The sequence below is a fragment of the Pseudoalteromonas sp. 2CM32C genome (assembly GCF_023161925.1).
Lineage (GTDB): Bacteria > Pseudomonadota > Gammaproteobacteria > Enterobacterales > Alteromonadaceae > Pseudoalteromonas > Pseudoalteromonas marina.
This window is the reverse complement of record NZ_JALNTI010000010.1, coordinates 51,251-70,619: the sequence shown is the minus strand read 5'-3', so window position 1 is coordinate 70,619 and position 19,369 is coordinate 51,251. Positions and strand designations below refer to the sequence as shown.

Here is a 19,369-nt window from a genome sequence, read left to right as displayed (position 1 = left end):
CCTAAATAATAATGATTATTACTTAACAAGTATTCATGGAAATAGAATTTCCCTTAACTACTATTCATAGTGTTTATAGTCGGTATAATCAGTTGTGTAACTGGATGGATTTTCATCTATCTATAAAAGCTTTATAATTACGCGTTAGAATACTATAAGTATTGGGTAACAAGTGCGCATGAAGCGCTACCGAATACTTTCACGTCACCAAGAGGGCAATATTGTGCTACAAGAATATCGTAAACACGTAGAAGAACGTGCCGCGTTAGGTATCGTACCAGCGCCATTAGATGCTCAGCAAACTGCTGATCTTATTGAATTAATAAAAAACCCACCGGCAGGTGAAGAAGAATTCATTTTAGATTTATTAATCAATCGTGTACCACCAGGTGTTGATGACGCTGCTTACATCAAAGCAGGCTTCCTAGCCGCTGTTGCTAAAGGTGAAGCGACTACTTCTCTTATCTCTAAAGAAAAAGCAGCTGAATTATTAGGAACAATGCTAGGCGGATACAATATCGCGCCAATGATTGACCTACTTGATGACGAATCATTAGCGCCAATCGTAGTAAAAGGCCTTTCAAACACATTACTTATGTTTGATGCTTTCTACGACGTAGAAGAAAAAGCCAAAGCAGGCAATGCGTTTGCTAAGCAAATTATCGAATCTTGGGCTGCAGCTGAATGGTTTACAAATAAGCCAGCAGTAGCTGAAAAAATCTCTGTTACTGTATTTAAAGTAACGGGTGAAACAAACACCGATGACTTATCACCTGCACCAGATGCATGGTCACGTCCTGATATCCCACTTCATGCTTTGGCAATGCTAAAAAATGAGCGTGATGGCATAAACCCAGATAAAGCAGGTGAAGTAGGTCCTATCGTTCAGCTTGAAGAACTAAAAACTAAAGGCTTACCACTTGCTTATGTAGGTGACGTTGTAGGTACTGGTTCTTCTCGTAAGTCAGCTACTAACTCTGTGCTTTGGTTTATGGGTGATGATATCCCATTTGTACCAAATAAACGTGTTGGTGGTGTATGTTTAGGTAACAAAATTGCACCTATCTTCTTTAACACAATGGAAGATTCTGGCGCATTACCAATCGAGTTAAATGTTGACGAGTTCAACATGGGTGATCAAATTGATATTTACCCATACGAAGGTGTTGTTAAACGCCATGGTACTGATGATGTTATCTCTACTTTCGAACTTAAGTCTGACGTAATCCTTGATGAAGTTCGTGCTGGTGGTCGTATTCCACTTATCATTGGTCGTGGTTTAACAGACAAAGCACGTACATCTCTAGGTTTAGGTGCTACCGATGTATTTAAAGTACCAGCAGTGACTGAAGAGTCAGACAAAGGCTTTACACTAGCGCAAAAAATGGTTGGTAAAGCATGTAACGTAGCCGGTATTCGCCCAGGCCAATACTGTGAGCCTAAAATGACTACTGTAGGTTCGCAAGATACTACTGGTCCTATGACACGTGATGAGCTTAAAGACTTAGCATGTTTAGGTTTCTCTGCAGATTTAACAATGCAGTCATTCTGTCATACCTCTGCTTACCCTAAACCAATTGACGTAAACACGCACCACACGCTTCCTGATTTCATCATGAACCGCGGTGGCGTTTCACTTCGTCCAGGTGACGGTGTAATTCACTCGTGGCTAAACCGTATGTTATTACCAGATACTGTAGGTACTGGTGGTGATTCACATACACGTTTCCCATTAGGTATTTCATTCCCAGCGGGTTCTGGTGCAGTAGCATTCGCAGCAGCAACAGGTGTTATGCCACTTGATATGCCTGAGTCTATTTTGGTTCGCTTTAAAGGTGAAATGCAGCCAGGTATCACATTACGTGATCTTGTTCATGCAATCCCTTACTACGGTATCAAAGAAGGCTTATTAACAGTTGAGAAGAAAGGTAAAATCAACGAATTCTCTGGCCGTGTACTAGAAATTGAAGGCGTTGAGCACTTAACTGTTGAGCAAGCGTTTGAGTTATCAGATGCATCAGCAGAACGTTCAGCGGCAGGTTGTACTGTTAAGCTTTCTAAAGAGTCTATCTCTGAGTACCTTGAGTCTAACATTGTTATGCTTAAGTGGATGATTTCTGAAGGTTACGGCGATGTTCGTACAATCGAGCGTCGTATTACTGCAATGCAAGATTGGTTGGCTAACCCAGAACTTATGGAAGCTGACGCGGATGCAGAATACAAGCACGTACTTGAAATCGACCTAGCTGATATTAAAGAGCCGGTACTTTGTGCTCCGAATGACCCAGATGATGCGCGTTTACTATCTGACGTTACAGGCGAGAAAATCGATGAAGTATTTATCGGTTCTTGTATGACTAATATTGGTCACTTCCGTGCCGCAGGTAAATTATTAGATGGCTTTACTGGTCGTATTCCAACACAGCTTTGGGTTGCTCCACCAACGAAGATGGATAAAGACCAACTTACAGACGAAGGTTACTACGGTATCTTTGGTCGTGTTGGTGCACGTATTGAAACTCCAGGGTGTTCACTGTGTATGGGTAACCAAGCACGCGTTGCAGATAAAGCAACAGTTGTTTCTACCTCAACACGTAACTTCCCTAACCGTTTAGGTACAGGCGCAAACGTATTCTTAGCATCAGCAGAACTTGCTGCAGTGGCGGCAATTTTAGGTAAATTACCTACTCCGGCTGAGTACCAGGAATATGCAGCGAAAATCAATGCAACGGCAGCAGATACTTACCGTTACTTGAACTTCCACCGTATGCCTCAGTACACTAAAAAAGCAGACAACGTAATTATTCAGCAAGCTGTTTAATTTATAGAGTTTGAATAAAAAACCCGCTTCGGCGGGTTTTTTATTGTTTAAATATAATTTAGATTATTCATGCTTTAATAGCCTTATACTGAATTAAAATTAAGTATTTTTCACATTTAAGTTGGATAATAAAGCAATAATTCCTCGCTACATGCATTAAAATCTCTTTTAATATTCTCATTATTTTAGGCGAGATTTCATGACTGCATTAAACAACCAGAATTTACTGCAACTTCGTTTTATTAACCAAGCAAATATTGATTTGGTTAAGCCTTCTTTTGATAACCTACCTGCAAATCCATATGCAGATGGCGAATTTCGTAAGCGTCGTTATTCAGTAATTAAATTTCAAGATGGTGAGCTAAAATTGCAAGCTGCCAAAGCATTTGTTCAAGACGATTCGATTAATACGTTTCAAGGTAACGTTGAACGTACTTACGAAAATTTAGAGCAAAGCCTACTTGAATCAGATGGCATGAAAAGTATTGTCAGTGAGTTTTGCCAGCTTACCGGTATTGATGAAGATCGCGATATTGAAATACATCAATTTAGAATGTTAGCCATTGATAGCGATACGCCAGCAGCGCCTGAAGGCGTGCATCAAGATGGTTTTGATCATGTATGTATATGCGGTGTTTCGCACGAAAACTTAGAAGGTGGCGAGTTACTTGTATACGAAAACAAACAAGCTGAGCCATGTTTCAAAATGGAAATTAAAGACGGCATGTTTGCGCTTATAAACGACCGCCAAGTTTGGCACAATGCAACGCCAATGAATAAAGTTGATGCTAGCAAACCAGGTTACCTGGATTGCTTTGTACTTACCTCTTAAGGAATGCTCATGAATATAGCGCAATTACGTGAGCAGTTTCCGGCATTAATGCAAAGCGTTGATGGTAAATCGCCGATATTTTTAGACGGCCCTGGTGGCTCTCAAGTGCCGCAGTCAGTGCTTAATGCAATGTCTGCTTATTTAGGACACTACAATTCAAACCTAGGTGGTGCGTTTTTTTCAAGCGATAAAACTGTTGAGCTAATGGCAAATGCACGCCAATCTGCAGCCGATTTACTCAATGCGCCAAGTGCTCAAAATATTGTGTTTGGCCCAAATATGACAAGCCTTACCTTTAGCTTTAGCCGAGCTATTTCGCGCGACTGGCTAGCCGGTGATGAGATTATTGTTACTAACGCCGATCACTTCTCAAACGTGTCATCATGGCAGCAAGCCGCAGAAGATAAAGGCGTTAAGGTTAATACTGCCTTGATTAATGAAGCCGATTGCAGCCTAGATATGATGCAGTTTGAAAGCTTATTAAACAGCAAGACTAAGTTGGTGGCTGTTACCTATGCTTCAAATACTACAGGCTCAATTAACGATATTGAACGCATTATAGAGCTAGCTCATGCTGTAGGCGCTCTTGTGTATGTTGATGCGGTACATTATGCGCCGCACGAGCTTATTGATGTACAAGCCCTTGATTGCGACTTTTTAGCCTGCTCAGCGTATAAGTTTTTTGGCCCACACTTAGGGATGGTGTACGGTAAAAAAGAGCATCTTGAAGGTTTTACGCCTTACAAAGTAGAGCCTGCTAAAGATGTAGCGCCGGGACGTTGGGAAACAGGTACCCAAAGCTTTGAAGCAATGGCAGGCTTTATTGCCGCTGTTGATTACATTGCTGCAATTAGCGAGCTTGATGATGGCCATACACGCCGTGAAAAGCTAACAGCTGCGTTTGCTAAAACTAAACAGCACGAGATGGCGCTCAGTGAACACTTTTTAACGCGCTTAGTTAATTACCCTCGTATAAAGTTGTACGGTATTGATGACTTTGATCGATTAAACGAACGTACCCCTACGTTTGCTTTAACATTTGAAGGGCTTAAGCCACGCGCCGTTTCAGAGTTTTTAGGCAAACAGCATATATGTGTGTGGGATGGACATTTTTACGCGCAAGGTTTGTGTAAGCAATTAAACGTGCTTGATACAGGCGGTGTAGTACGTATTGGTTGTATGCATTACAACACAGTCGAAGAGCTTGATAAGCTGTTTGATATGTTTGACGAGCTACTTGGTTAAATAGGTCGTCTACTAAATATATAAATAAGCCATAAGTGTTACTTATGGCTTATTTATTGGTTTAGCTTTTAGGTGCACCATATATTTGCTCTGCACGGTTAAATAGCACCCACGAGGTTAAAATATACTTATCGTTTGATACTGGCTTATTACCCCTATGTGTATGCGTAAAGTAGCCAGGCGCTATCACCATGGTGCCTTTTTTAGGGGCTATTTTACGGTTTTGATAATAAAACTCCGTTTCTCCACCTTCCTCGACATCGTTTAAGTAAAACATAAATAAAAGTACACGATGCAGGGCTTCATTGTGTTGTAACTGAGGATACACTTCGCTGTGCCAGTAAGGATAACCCCCTTTATTTACCTCGTATTTCTGCGCTTGGATATTACCTAATCTAAATATTTGCTGCACAAGGACTGGGAGCTGTGGCTTACCCACTTCATCAAAATTTTCTTGAGTTAAATCTACTACTTCCCCCGTTTTTGGATGATAAACCTTTAAGCCAAATGCGCCAATCATCATAAAAATATGTTCTTCAATATAGTTAAAAACATGTTGTGCAGTCGTTTGTTGTATATGTTTTAATTGCTCTGCGTATTCGGGGTGACTATTTAGGTGCAGGTCGTGACTGTCTTTTTTCTTTAAATCAACACCGCCTGAAGTAACCCCTTGTTTTACATGCGGGCTTTGCGTGAACGTATTAATAAAGTTATCGCAAAAATCATCGCTCAATGCGTTTTCATAAACGCGAATAAAGTCCGTCATGGTTTACCTTTGTATAATTATTTTTGGATTAATATGTTTATTGAAAAAGTGATACCGCGCTTTAGCGAAACAGATGCACTCGGACACATCAACAATACCGTACTCCCCGTGTGGTTTGAAGCCGCTCGCGTCCCTATTTTTAAATTTTTTACGCCAGATTTAAACCCACATGACTGGAAACTAATCATTGCCAAAATAGAAGTGTCGTTTGTGGGGGAGTTATTTTATGGCCACGAGATCACGATTAAAACGTCTGTAGATCACATCGGCACAAGCTCTTTTGTACTCAAGCAAGAGGCATTTCAGCATGATAAATGCTGTGCAATTGGAAAGGTTGTAATGGTCAGATATAACTTTGCTGAAAGAGCTAAGCAAGCTTTGAGCACTGAAGAAAAAGCAGCACTTGAGAAGCATATGGCTTAATTTACAAACCGATACTGCAGTGTTACGTACATTTCAACTTAGCCAATTATAAAAAAGGTACTCAGTATTAACGTTAAATAAATAGCGCAATTGTAAATTTTATTAAAAAATTTAACGTTTTTTAATTGAGTTACCAATATGAGTTATATACTATTTATAATATATATAGCTGCCTTATCTAACTAATATAGTTTTCTAGGTAACTTTTGAGGAATGTGCGTGACGATGACAACCATTGATAAACCAATGCAGGTTATACAGCTTAGTGACTCTAAGAATCTAACAGCCGAAATATTGCCATTTGGTGCAATAATTAAAAGCATTAAATTTAAAAACCAAGAAATGACGCTTAGCGTCGACGATCCTCAGTACTATCTTAAAAACCCATTCTATTTAGGCGCTACAGTAGGTCGATACGCTAATCGTATCGCTGAAGGGCGTTTTAACTTATCTGGCTCGCAGTATCAACTGGAAGCAAATAACGGCCCTAATAGCCTACACGGCGGCGTTAAAGGCTTTAATAAAGTACTTTGGCAAGTAACCAAACAAACCGACAATGAGGTTGAGCTTTATTATTGCTCAGTGGATGGCGAAGAGGGTTTTCCTGGAGAGTTAAAAGTATGGCAAACCATTACTGCAGAAAATGGGCAGCTTCTACTTAAGTTTAAAGCGACTTGCAATAAAGAAACTCTCGTTAACTTCACTAACCATTGCTATTTTAATCTTGAGGGCAGTGATACTATTGAGAACCATTTACTTCAGGTAAATGCGACCCACTATTTACCCATTGATGAGCACAGCATCCCATTGGGCGAGCCTGCCCCCGTTGCAAATAGTTGCTTTGATTTCATCAAGCCAAAATTAGTTAAAGATGCATTCACGCAAAGTCACACCCAATTAGATGCAGCTAATGGTTTAGATCACTGCTATGTATTTGAAAACGACGACAGCCTTCATACCATGGCTACTTTAACGTCGCAGCAAACCGGTATTAATTTAACACTCAAAAGCACTCAGCCAGGTATGCAATTATACACAGCTAATTTTGTTAGTGACCCTTTTAAGGCACGACAAGCACTTTGCCTTGAAGCGCAAAATTGGCCTGATGCGCCAAATCGCGAAAATTATCCTAAAGCTAATTTATTGCCTGATGAAGAATATAGTCAGGTTATTATTTACGCGTTTTCGTAAGTAAACTCAATACGTTAACATGATGTTTTATGTTAAAAAAAAGAAAATAAAAAGAAAACCCATAGTAATAAAATAATGCCTACAACTAAGGAAAGGGTTGCACTTTTACTTAGTTTAAAGTATTTATAATATAAATAGTATTTGAAATAATTTTAAAGCTATTCAACCATCACAACGACAAAATGACTACACACAATCAGGAGTTTTTAAAAAATGATAATTAACAATAAGTTATCGTTCAACAAGAAAACCGCGCTTAGTATTGCTATAACAGGCATCTTGGCAAGCGGTAGCGTTGCAGCTCAAGGCGCGGAAGGTGATACACCTAAAGTAAATGAAGATGTTGAAGTTATCGCAGTAACGGGTATACGCAGCAGCTTACGTTCATCAATGTTAGATAAAAAAGCATCTAATGTTGTTACAGACGGAATTAAAGCAGAAGATCTTGGTAAATTCCCTGATTTAAACGTGGCAGAGTCTCTGCAACGTATTACAGGTGTAGCTATCGACCGAAGTGGCGGTGAAGGTCAAGCCGTAACAATTCGTGGTTTTGGTCCACAGTTTAATACGGTTCTTGTAAACGGTCGCCAAATTGCGACTGATAGTGCAGGGCGAGAATTCAATTTTGATGTGTTAGCGGCTGACCAAATTACAGGTGCTGATATTTATAAAAGTAATAGCGCTTTACTTCAGGAAGGCGGTATTGGTGGTACGGTTAACGTAACAACTGCACGTCCTTTTGACTTTGGTGGCTTGCATGTAATTGGTTCAGTTAAAGGCATGTACGAAAGCCTTTCTGAAGAAGTATCTCCGTCGGCATCATTTTTAGTAAGCAATACATTTAACGACGATAAGTTGGGTGTACTTTTTGCTATTACTAATCAGCAGCGTAAACTTCAAAATAACCAAATTTTGACAGCCGGTTGGCGCGGTGGCCAAACAATTTCTAACCCACAAGACGGTGTGTTATTTGATAATGCATACATTCCACGTAACTGGGACCAAGTTGTTGATGAGCAAGACCGTGAGCGTACTAACGCAAGCCTAGTGCTTCAATATGCACCATCGGATGACATTACAGTAACGGTTGATGGTTTAATTTCGAAGTTTGAAGTTGATTCAACAGTTCGCGACCTTGCATCTTGGTTTGAACCAGATCGTGTAGGCAGTGCAACAATTGATGAAGCAACAGGTACACTATTAACGTTTAGCCAAGATGTAGGTTTAGGTGCGCCAAGTGGTAACCCTGCAAGTGACTTTGTATCTCATACACGTAACTCTCGTGATGTAACTAACAAAGCATTTGGTATTAATGTTGATTGGCAAGTAAACGAGTCATTAAAAGCGAAATTTGATGTATCTCGCTCAACAGCTGAAAATGATCGTGCTGGTCGAGATCGTTTTAACGTAGTGGGTATTATTAACAGCTACAGCTTTGATGGCACAGGCAGTGTTCCAACTGTTCAGCATGATGGTTTTGATAATGGCTCTCTTCCAGATCCAAGCCTTGCTCGCCTTCATTACAACGAAATGGGTAACCAGTTTACCAACGAAGACGAAATTACAGAAGCGAAAGCCGATTTTGAATATGTACCAGATAAAGGGCCAGTAGAGCGCATTAACTTTGGGGCTTATCGTCAAGAGCGCGAAAAGTCTAGCTTCCAAATTTTTGGTAGCCAATGTCAGTTTTGTGGTTACGGCACTGAAGCGCCTACTGACGTAATTGATTTTGAAGCATACCAAGCAAATAACTACTTCCCTGGCTTAATTGACACATTCTACACCTACGACGGTGATAAAATGCTTGATTACCTAGCGGATCAGGGTTTCCCTGTTACACCTACACTGCAAAATAACCGTTACACAATTAACGAAGATATCACTAGCTTATACATGGACTTCACTATAGGTTTTGACCTAGCTGATATGCCTGTAACGGTTAACATGGGTGCGCGTTACTCAGAGACAGATATTGATGTGTCTGCAGTTCAAAGTTTTGTAACAGACGTAGTACCTACATCTGATGCAACGTTATTTGCTAACGTATTTGGTCCTGCAACAAACATTACACAAGGTACAAGTTACTCAAACTTATTACCTTCTTTGAATGTGAAGCTTGAGCTTCAAGAAAATATGGTATTACGTTTTGCAGCGTACGACAGTATTACTCGTCCAACAATGTCGCAGTTATCGCCTGCAACAACGTTTAACGAACCTCGTCGTCAAAACTTAACGGCAAGTGGCGGTAACCCAGCACTTAAGCCATTCCAATCTGAAAACTGGGATATTTCTTACGAGTGGTACTACAACGATGCTAACTTATTTAGCTTTGCGGTATTCAGTAAAGAAGTTGACGACTTTATTGTTACGTTAACAGGTGCAGAAACTTACACCATGTCTGACCGTAACGGCCCTGATTTTGCGTGTACTACATGTACAGACCAAACAGATGAAGAACTTGTTGGTAGCTCAGAAGTTTACACTGTAACGCGTCCACAAAATGGTGAGTCAGCAACAGTTACGGGTTACGAAATTGGTGTAACTCATATGTTTGAGAATGGCTTTGGCTTTATTGCTAATGCTACAGTAGTAGATAGCGATATCAGCATTGGTTCTGATACATCACAAACATTTGCACTTGAAGGTTTAGGTGACTCACAAAACTTAGTATTGTTTTATGAGCAAGATAACTGGCAAGCACGTGTTGCGTACAACAACCGTGAAGGCTTTTTACGCTTAGTTGATAATGGCTTCAATGGTGAGCCAGTGAACGTAGAAACTTACGGTCAGTGGGATATCAGTGCAAGCTACGATATTAACGAAAACTTCACTATATTTGCTGAAGGTATCAATATTACTGAGGAAGAGTTAGTACAAACAGGTCGTTTTGCTAACCAGGTTTACTCAGTTGAAGACAATGGTTCACGTTACGCGTTTGGTATTCGCGGATCGTTTTAATTGATAAAGGGGCGATTAATCGCCTCTTTGTTTTCATTGCAGTGCCAAAGGCACTAATACCAATTGGGTTATTTTATCGGTAATGTATATTAGATAACCACATTGATTAAAATGAGACCACGTTAAATACAAATGCCCTAACGGGCATTTGTTGTCTAAAACGTTATCAAAAATACTCAAAGAGTAGTCCATTATGAATAAAGCAGTAAAAACAGTAGCGGTAATTGGTGGTGGCACAGCCGGGTGGCTCAGTGCTGCACTTATTGCGTCGTATCATCAAAGCCAAAATGGAGACGGCTTAAAAGTAATGTTGGTGGAATCATCAGATATTCCAACCATTGGTGTCGGCGAGGGTACGTGGCCCACCATGAAAAACACACTTCAACAAATTGGTTTACGCGAAGTCGATGTATTTAAAACATGTAACGCAACCTTTAAACAAGGTGGAAAATTTGTAAATTGGACGCATGGTAATAATGACTTTTACTATCACCCATTTACAGTGCCACTGGGTTATGGCCGCATTGATTTAGCGCCCTATTTAGATAATGTTGTTGACTATGCACAGCAAACTAATTTTCAACACGATATTTGTGAGGCTAGTTTAGCACCTCGTGGCATTGCGCAAGGTGAATATCAAGGTAATTGCAATTACGCCTATCATTTAGATGCGGGCGCCTTTGCTGAAATGCTTAAACAGCATAGTAAAAGCAAGTTAGGCGTTGAGCATGTTATTGGCACTGTCGATGAAGTAAAACTAGATAATGACGGGGCAATAGATACCCTGACCTTAAAAGATCAAACCCGCACTATAAACGCCGATTTATATGTCGATTGCACTGGCTTTTCTTCATTATTATTAGGTCAAGCGCTTAATATCCCATTTAAAAAAATGGACCATGTGTTATTTAACGACAGTGCACTTGCAATGCAAGTCCCTTACGCAGAGGGCGATGAGTCACTTGCGAGTCATACGATTGCCACTGCACAAAACGCAGGCTGGATTTGGGATATTGGTCTAACGCATCGACGAGGCGTAGGGCATGTATATTCAAGCAAGTTCTTATCAGACGATGAAGCCGAGCAAAACCTACGCAATTATTTAGGTGATGCTGCTGAAGGCCTAACCGCGCGTAAAATTAGTTTTGAATCAGGTTACCGAGAAAAGTTTTGGCATAAAAACTGTGTTGCTGTGGGTATGTCAGCTGGGTTTGTTGAGCCACTGGAAGCAACCGCTATTATGCTTGTTGAAATTTCATCACGCTTTGTTGCAGAACATATGCCAGCAGACACAAAAGTAATGCCGATTGTTGCTAAACGATTCAACGAACAAATGGATTATCGTTGGCAGCGTATTATCGACTTTTTAAAATTGCATTACATGCTGACCAAGCGTCCTGAGCCATATTGGCAGGCACATGTTGACCCAGACACTATACCGCAAAGTCTTAAAGATGATTTACTGTTATGGGAAAGCCGAGGCCCACTTATCCAAGATTTTCATGGGGCGCTTGAGCTTTTTCCAGCAGCGAGCTACCAGTATGTTTTATACGGCATGGGCTTTAAGCCAGATTTTACAAAGCAAGCATATTTGTACTCACAAGATGCACAAGCTAAACAAATAATTGAACGTAACAGCCAGCTTACACAGCAGATGTTGCAAACTTTGCCGCCACACCGTGCTTACATAGAGCAGTGGTTAGCAGCTAACCCAGTTTAAGGATGTGTAATTATGGCCATTAGCGAGCTATTAAATACAAAGCACCAAGCAGTAAAAATTTGCCCAAACGCAGGGCTTGAATACGCTAAAACACAGCATTTGATTAATTTAAGAGCCAGTGAAGTAGCAAAAGCCGCCTGTGATTTACCTGTCTTTTTAGCGCGTAATACACAAAACGGTAGTTATACCATATCGGCTCTAACGAGCTTTAGCGCTCAGCAAAGTTTGTTAGTAAACAATGATCAATGGCTAGCACTTTATACGCCTGTATGTATGCAAACTCAGCCATTATATTTAATGACCCGAGAAGCAAACAGTAGCGAATACTTTGTTGCTATTGACGAGCAAAACACTGCGATCAGTACACACTCCGGTGAAGCATTATTCGATGCAAAGGGCAACCCAAGTTTATACCTAAGCTCGCAGCAAAAGCTGTTAGAAAATGATTTAAAAAATGATTATTTAACTTATCAGTTTACTCAAGAGTTAGTGCGTTTAGGGCTAATAAAAGACATTAATATTGTTTTGCAGTTTAAACAGGGTGAAACCCAAACAGTTCAGGGTTTAAGCACGATTGATGAAGACAAGTTACAAGCTCTAGATAGTACAACAATCGCACAGCTACAAAAGCAAGGGTATTTAAGTGCTATTAACAGCATGCTTATTTCTTTGTTTCAATTAAATGCACTCGTTAAGCTACATAATCAGCGCGAAGATTTAATGGCGCTAGCACAAGTAAAATTAGAGCTTAGTCGCGACACACACGCGCTATAAAGTGCACATTTATATTATTAAGACATTGCGTATAGCACGCAGGAGACACACATGTCAGACAACATTTTGCAGCTGGTGGTTTTTATATTTGTAACCGCCTTAATTGGCGGGCTTACCTATTGGAAGTGCCGTGGACAAAACAGAAATAATGGGGAAAGCCAAACTAAAGAATACTTTTTAGCAGGCGGCGGCTTAACGTGGATGTTTGTCGCAGGTTCAATCACCCTTACTAATTTAAGTACCGACCAACTTGTTGGAATGAATGGTAACCAAATGGCTTTATTGGTTTGGTGGGAATTAGCGGCCATTATTGGCCTGATTATTTTAGCTAAAGTATTTATCCCTGTTTATTACAAATATAACTGCACAACAACCACTGAGTTATTAGAAAAGCGCTACAACAATAAGCATATTCGCGCCGTTATTGGTGGTTTGTTCTTTTTAGGAAATGCATTAATTTATATGCCAGCGGTCATTTATTCCGGTGCGCTATTTATGCAAACCATGTTTAAAGTTGATATTCCATTAATGTATATAGCAACCGCTTTTGCCATTGTAGGCGCTATTTATGCCTTTTTTGGTGGGTTACGCGCAGTTGCTGTGTCAGATACATACAACGGGCTACTGGTGCTAGGTATGGCAATACTTGTCGTGTTCTTAGCGCTTAACGCAATTGATTACGACTTTAGCGGTATTCCACAGGAGCGGTTAACACTAATTGGCGGGCCTGATTCACCTATACCTTGGCCAACCTTATTAACAGGTATGTTATTTATTCAAATGTACTATTGGGGTACTAACCAAACTATTACACAACGTGCTATGGCGGCACCTAATGTTAAAGAGGCGCAAAAAGGTATATTTGCAGCAGCGGGTATTCGTTTTTTAATCGTACCGGCAATTGTTGTACTACCAGGTATTATTTCTTACAAGTTATATGGCGATATTGGTGATGCTGCATACGGCCGTATTGTTGGCGATGTAATGCCAGCATGGTTAACAGGTGTATTTGCGGCAGCAATGGCAGCGGCAGTACTCTCTACTTATAACAGCTTATTAAATTCTGCCACTGCACTTTATGTATGTGATATTCACGAAGCGTACTTTAATAAAGAGCCAAGTGTAGTAAAGCTAAGTGGCTATGTTACGTTATTACTTACCAGTTTAACGCTTGTGCTTGTGCCAATTTATCAGCAAGCCGACAGCATTATTAACTTACTACAACAGTTAAACGGCTTGTTAAGTATGCCTATATTCTCAATTTTTGTAGTGGGCTTATTATTTAAAAATGTGGATGCGCGCGCAGGTATCGCTGCGGTTATTTTAGGTGTTGTTATGTATGGCATGCTGACATTCGAAAATTCACCGCTGCATACAACCATTCATTACATTCACCTAATGCCAATTACACTTATTGTATGTGTAGCCTTTGCGTTAATAGTGAATAAAGTTGTGTTTGGGTTAACCGCACAATGGGCGGGTAAATCACCTGCGATTGATAACGCAGTTAAAGAATAAACGTTAACTAACCGACGTTAATACAATCGGCCAAAGTATAGCTTTGGCCGATTTTTTATTTTAAACAATGTGATTACCACTATAGTTAACCATTAAGTGAAACCTAAGTGGTATATCCAGTGGTTTTATCTCAGTATTTGCGATAGAAAAACTATTAAAACTCAATTTATATGATATATACTATTATTGATGGTCGCTGTCTGATAGATTGTGCCTGAACACTTTAGAGATCGCGTTAACGCCTATCGCTAACATCATCTCGGTATATTAATCACTCACACAATGAATAAGAGGATAGGAAAATCATGGCCAACACTAAATCATTTTATCGATTAGACAGTGTAAACAGCACCGTTATTTTCAACTGTCAAAGTAAAACACCTGCGTTACTTTATTTTGGGAAACGCCTATCAGAGCAAACAACTGAGCTAATGCTTACTCAGCTTGCTACTCGTCAAGAAGTAAAATGTGCCGTAGTTGAAGAAGCACCTATTTCTCTTTCTCCATTATTAGGTGAGGGCTTTACAGGTGCACCTGGGCTTGAGCTTGTAAATGACTCTATTGCTTGGTCTGTAGGACCAAAGTTAAAAGACGTTCGCCAGCCATCATCATCAACGCTTGAGTTTGTAAGTGAAGATACATTACGTGGAATTGAAGTCGTTCATAGTATTACGCTTGATAACAACACTAATGTGTTAAGCGCGCATACGGTATTAACTAATTTAAGTGACTCACCACTCAGCGTTAATTTTTGTGCAGCACCCACATTCCAGCTACCTGATAGCGTGAACAAAATTATAAGTTTTGAAGGGCGTTGGTCAAACGAGTTTCAACGTCAATCTGTCGATTTAGTACTAGGCAGCTTTGTACGTGAAAACCGTAAAGGTAAAACATCGCACGATGTATTCCCTGGTTTATTAGTTCATAGCGAAGGCGCAGGCGAGCAACAAGGCGAGTGCTATGGCTTTCATTTAGGCTGGAGTGGTAACAACAAGCTACGCGCTGAGCTACTACCAGAAGGGCGCCGTTATGTGCAAATGGGTGAGTTATTATTACCGGGCGAGCTAACACTTGCTAAAGGGCAAACGTATCAAAGTCCACGTATTTATGGCTCGTTTTCGAGCGACGGCTTTAGCGCGCTTTCGCGTAATTTTCATCAGTTTGTTAAGGCTAATTTACTTAGCCAAGCACAGCGCGAAAAAACACGCCCGGTGCATTACAACACGTGGGAAGGTATTTATTTTGACCACGATGTAGATACGCTTAAGCAGTTAGCCGATAAAGTAGCACCATTAGGTATTGAGCGTTTTGTTCTGGACGATGGTTGGTTTAAAGGTCGCCGCGGTGATTTTGCAGGCTTAGGTGATTGGACAGTTGATTACGAAATTTACCCAGATGGTTTATCGCCAGTAATCGATCATGTAAATAGCTTAGGTATGGAATTTGGTATTTGGTTTGAACCTGAAATGGTAAACCCAGATAGTGACTTATACCGCGCTCATCCTGATTGGGTATTAGGCTCAGAAAATAACGAGCAACTTAGCTTTAGAAACCAGCTAGTGCTTGATTTAACGCGCACTGAGGTTGTTGAATACCTATACAAAGCGATTGATGACATTTTAGTTGAATACCCAACGATTAAGTATATTAAATGGGATATGAACCGCGATATTAACCATGCGGGTAATTTTGATGGTAAGCCTGCGGTACATCAGCAAACACTGGCGCTGTATCGCTTAATCGATCGCATTAAAGCGGCGCATCCAGGCCTTGAAATAGAAAGCTGTTCGTCAGGTGGTGCACGTGTAGATTATGGTGTGCTTGCACACACAGACCGTGTATGGACGTCAGATTCTAACGATGCGCTTGACCGTCTTGAAATCCAACGTGGTTGTTCGTTCTTCTTCCCATCGTCGGTTATGGGTGCACACGTAGGCCCACGTGATTGTCATATTACAGGGCGTAATGTGAGCATTGAAATGCGTGCTGCGGTATCCATGTTTGGCCATATGGGAATTGAAATGGACCCACGTGAGCTGACCGATCACGAATACAATGCGCTTAAAGCGGCTATTGCGCTGCACAAAGAGCACCGTGAATTTATTCATGCTGCCGATTTGTACCGCCTCGATAGCAACGATTTATCAATTAACTTTGGTTTAATCGACGAGCAAAAATCAAAAGCGTTATTTGCGTATAACAGCGTGCGCGAAACACCGCGTACTGCGCCTAATAAGCTTCGTTTTGTTGGTTTGGATGCAGATACACAGTACACACTTAATTTAGTGTGGCCTGTTAAGTTTGAAGAATACCGCCCTTCGTCTATTGCCGCCGTCAACGGCCAAACCTTTACGGGTGAAGCGTTAATGGAATTTGGCCTACAAATGCCAATTTCATTTCCGCAAACATCACTTATTTTTGAGCTTACTAAAGCTTAAAATATTAAGCAGTAAAAAGGGAGCTAAGTAGCTCCCTTTTTTAATGGTATTTTTTTAGTCATCAATCGAGTTTAGATTCGATGAGCTCTAGCGCTTCTTCTAAAATTGTTTCGACCGCTTTTTTAGCGCGCTCGGGATTCCCAGATTTAATTGTGTCTAAAATATCAGCGTGTTTAGTTACGTCAGCGCCTGGTACACCTTTAATATGATTAGTGTAACGAATACTCACTCTGAGAGCCGTACTAATAAATTCAGTCAGCTGTACAAAAAATCGGTTGTTACTGGCTACTAAAATACTGGTATGGAAGGCGATGTCGGCTTCTAACGGATCGTCTAACCCTTCATCGGCATCAGCCATGCGCGCAAGTGCGTTATCAATTTCTGCAAGCTGCTCTGGCGTAGCGCTTATTGCGGCTAACGCGGCTGCTTGTGGTTCAAGTGCAACACGTACTTGGGTAAATTCTTTTAATAATGATAGTGACGGTTTGCTGCTTAAAATCCAACGAAGCACGTCGGTATCAAACATATTCCAACTGCTTTCTGGTAATACACGAATACCTTGCTTTGGGCGCGATGAGATAAGCCCTTTAGCAGAGAGCATTTTTACTGCCTCGCGCGTTGCACTGCGGCTTACATCGTACTTAACGCATAAATCAGCTTCCGATGGTAACCCTTCGCTTACAGGATACACGCCCCGCACTATTGCAAACCCTAAATCATGGGTTAGTTGGTGAGTTAAGTTTTGGCGAGGTTGAGTTTTCATCGTGCGAATTTCCGAGTTCATTATTGCTTAATTATATATCATATATCATATTAATGTACGTAAGGATATGGTATAAACTTTTAAATCGCTAATTATTTTAACACAGCAATAACAACTTGGTTTGGCTCTTTTTCTCTAAGTAATCGTTTTTAAAGGGTTTAAGTTGAACTGAAAACATGCTGCAAGGAAATTTAATTTTGAACACTCAAGCTCAATATCACAGCCTTTCTGGCAAGGTTATTTTTATCACTGGTGGTGCGTCAGGCATTGGCAGAGCCATGGTTGAGTCGTTTGTTAAACAGCAAGCAAAAGTAGCATTTATTGATATAGATGATGAAGCCGCGCAAGCGCTCATTAGCGATTTACCCGATGCTAATTTATGGTACAGGCAAGTTGATGTCACTGATTCGAACGATTTGCAAAAGTCACTGGTCGATGCGTGTGCTGCCCTTGGTAGCGTAAATGTACTTGTAAATAATGTGGCAAACGACCGTCGTCAAGCCAGTGAAGACGTGACGGTTAAAGATTGGGACCAGTGTTTACAAATTAATTTAAATCCTGCTTTTTTTGCCTCTCAAGTGGCTATGTCGTTTATGCAGCAAGAAGGTGCTGGCAGTATTATTAATTTTAGCTCTATCAATGCCATTATGGGCCAACCGCAAATGGCTGGTTATGTAACCGCCAAAGCGGGTTTAATAGGTATGACCAAAGCACTCGCTCGTGACTATGGTGAGTTTGGTATTCGCGTTAATGCCATATTACCAGGATGGGTTGCAACCGAGCGCCAATTAGCAAGCTGGTTCACCGAAGAAGAGCAAGTAAAATGGATGGAAGCTATGGCGCTTAAAAAATTAGTAACGCCAGACGACGTCGCTAATTTAGCGCTTTTTTTAGCCGCCGATGAAAGCAGTATGATCACCGGGCAAGGCATTAAAATTGACGGTGGGAGACTTTAAAGTTTGACTACTTCAACTTTGTTTATAGCCGTTGACTGGGGCACAAGTCATTTACGTGCTTACTTGTGTAAAGTAGGTGAGGGCAGTGAGTTAACGTTAATTGATCAATGTGACGGTCCTGGTGTTGTAAAAGTAAATCAACATTTTCAACAAACACTCATTCACGCAATTACACCTTGGACAGCGCAATATGGTGTACTACCTATTTATATTGCAGGCCAAATTACGTCAACGATTGGTTGGCATGAAACCCCTTATCTAGAGTGCCCAATTAACCCTGAAGGCTTGCTTGATGCTGCTGTTAGCTTTGAATGTGAAGGGCACACCATTAATGCCTTACCAGGCACAAAATGCACGTTACAAAACACGCTAATTGATGTCATGCGAGGTGAAGAATTACAAATACTGGGTTTTTTAAAACAAAACGAGCAGTATCAAACGGGCAAAATTTTACTGTGTTTACCTGGTACGCATACCAAGTGGGTACTAATTAACAATGGTAAAATAATATGTTTTAAAACCGCTATGACCGGTGAGTTATACGACCTGTTATGTCATCAAAGCGTATTAATTCCTGATGATTGCGCTGAAGGTGAATTTGATTGGCAAGCGTTTGAACAAGGCTGCGATTTAACTTTGGGCAGTGATAGCGGTAACTTAGCGCATGGCATTTTTAGTGTAAGAACACGCCAATTGTCCAAAGAACTAACCCCAGTTCAAGCTAAAGCATACCTATCGGGCGTACTAATAGGCAGTGATGTACGCGCAGCACGTTATGCAAGTGAATGGCAGCTACTCAGCAACACACAGGTTGTGGTTATTGGTACTAAGCAACTTAACACGTGTTTTACCAAGGCGCTTACAAAAATAGGGGTACAGTGTAGTGAGTTTGATATTAAATCGGCAACGCTTAGTGGGTTTAACTATTTATACCAGTCGGCTGAATAGTTAATAATAAAAACCC

General features: G+C 40.7%; 14 protein-coding genes. 12 read left to right on the top strand and 2 right to left on the bottom strand.

Annotated elements, in window-relative coordinates:
* The first annotated feature begins 223 nt into the window (after positions 1 to 223).
* From acnB to MTF67_RS15700, 3 genes are all read left to right on the top strand, one after another.
* Positions 224 to 2,821, top strand: a complete 2,598-nt coding sequence (acnB, locus tag MTF67_RS15710) for a bifunctional aconitate hydratase 2/2-methylisocitrate dehydratase (RefSeq protein WP_006791315.1) — start codon at positions 224 to 226, stop codon at positions 2,819 to 2,821.
* A 199-nt stretch (positions 2,822 to 3,020) separates the two neighbouring features.
* Complete coding sequence (locus MTF67_RS15705) at positions 3,021 to 3,653, top strand: 2OG-Fe dioxygenase family protein (protein WP_006791313.1); 633 nt, start codon at positions 3,021 to 3,023, stop codon at positions 3,651 to 3,653.
* A gap of 9 nt (positions 3,654 to 3,662) precedes the next feature.
* A complete protein-coding gene (locus MTF67_RS15700; RefSeq protein ID WP_248520049.1) occupies positions 3,663 to 4,898 on the top strand; it encodes a cysteine desulfurase-like protein in 1,236 nt (411 codons plus the stop codon).
* A 61-nt stretch (positions 4,899 to 4,959) separates the two neighbouring features.
* Here the strand turns inward: MTF67_RS15700 and MTF67_RS15695 are convergent, their stop codons facing one another.
* Positions 4,960 to 5,664: a 2OG-Fe(II) oxygenase gene (locus MTF67_RS15695; RefSeq protein ID WP_006791311.1), complete on the bottom strand. Its 705-nt coding sequence runs from the start codon at positions 5,662 to 5,664 to the stop codon at positions 4,960 to 4,962.
* Between the two features lie 33 nt (positions 5,665 to 5,697).
* Here MTF67_RS15695 and MTF67_RS15690 point away from each other — a divergent pair, with 33 nt between their 5' ends.
* The 7 genes from MTF67_RS15690 to MTF67_RS15660 all read left to right on the top strand — a co-directional run bounded on the left by MTF67_RS15690 (position 5,698) and on the right by MTF67_RS15660 (position 16,686).
* A complete protein-coding gene (locus tag MTF67_RS15690; RefSeq protein WP_138740548.1) occupies positions 5,698 to 6,087 on the top strand; it encodes a thioesterase family protein in 390 nt (129 codons plus the stop codon).
* A 225-nt stretch (positions 6,088 to 6,312) separates the two neighbouring features.
* Positions 6,313 to 7,278 (top strand): aldose epimerase family protein, encoded by a 966-nt coding sequence (locus MTF67_RS15685; protein ID WP_248520074.1) that lies wholly within the window; start codon positions 6,313 to 6,315, stop codon positions 7,276 to 7,278.
* Positions 7,279 to 7,491: 213 nt separating this feature from the next.
* Positions 7,492 to 10,236, top strand: a complete 2,745-nt coding sequence (locus tag MTF67_RS15680; protein WP_039038316.1) for a TonB-dependent receptor — start codon at positions 7,492 to 7,494, stop codon at positions 10,234 to 10,236.
* 193 nt (positions 10,237 to 10,429) lie between these two features.
* Positions 10,430 to 11,956, top strand: coding sequence for a tryptophan halogenase family protein (locus MTF67_RS15675; RefSeq protein WP_006791306.1), 1,527 nt, complete (start codon positions 10,430 to 10,432; stop codon positions 11,954 to 11,956).
* Positions 11,957 to 11,968: 12 nt separating this feature from the next.
* Entirely contained in the window at positions 11,969 to 12,730 is a 762-nt protein-coding gene (locus MTF67_RS15670; protein WP_248520048.1) for a SapC family protein, read from the top strand.
* Between the two features lie 51 nt (positions 12,731 to 12,781).
* Positions 12,782 to 14,248: an SLC5 family protein gene (locus MTF67_RS15665; protein WP_006791304.1), complete on the top strand. Its 1,467-nt coding sequence runs from the start codon at positions 12,782 to 12,784 to the stop codon at positions 14,246 to 14,248.
* 305 nt (positions 14,249 to 14,553) lie between these two features.
* Complete coding sequence (locus MTF67_RS15660; protein ID WP_248520047.1) at positions 14,554 to 16,686, top strand: alpha-galactosidase; 2,133 nt, start codon at positions 14,554 to 14,556, stop codon at positions 16,684 to 16,686.
* A gap of 61 nt (positions 16,687 to 16,747) precedes the next feature.
* Here MTF67_RS15660 and MTF67_RS15655 read toward each other — a convergent pair whose 3' ends face one another.
* On the bottom strand, positions 16,748 to 17,449 hold the full coding sequence (locus tag MTF67_RS15655) for a FadR/GntR family transcriptional regulator (RefSeq protein WP_006791302.1): 702 nt from the start codon (positions 17,447 to 17,449) through the stop codon (positions 16,748 to 16,750).
* 197 nt (positions 17,450 to 17,646) lie between these two features.
* Between MTF67_RS15655 and MTF67_RS15650 the strand changes: the two genes are divergently transcribed.
* Both MTF67_RS15650 and MTF67_RS15645 read left to right on the top strand, forming a co-directional pair.
* Complete coding sequence (locus MTF67_RS15650) at positions 17,647 to 18,405, top strand: SDR family NAD(P)-dependent oxidoreductase (protein ID WP_010557676.1); 759 nt, start codon at positions 17,647 to 17,649, stop codon at positions 18,403 to 18,405.
* 3 nt (positions 18,406 to 18,408) lie between these two features.
* Positions 18,409 to 19,353, top strand: coding sequence for a 2-dehydro-3-deoxygalactonokinase (locus tag MTF67_RS15645; protein ID WP_010557677.1), 945 nt, complete (start codon positions 18,409 to 18,411; stop codon positions 19,351 to 19,353).
* The last annotated feature ends 16 nt before the right edge of the window (positions 19,354 to 19,369 follow it).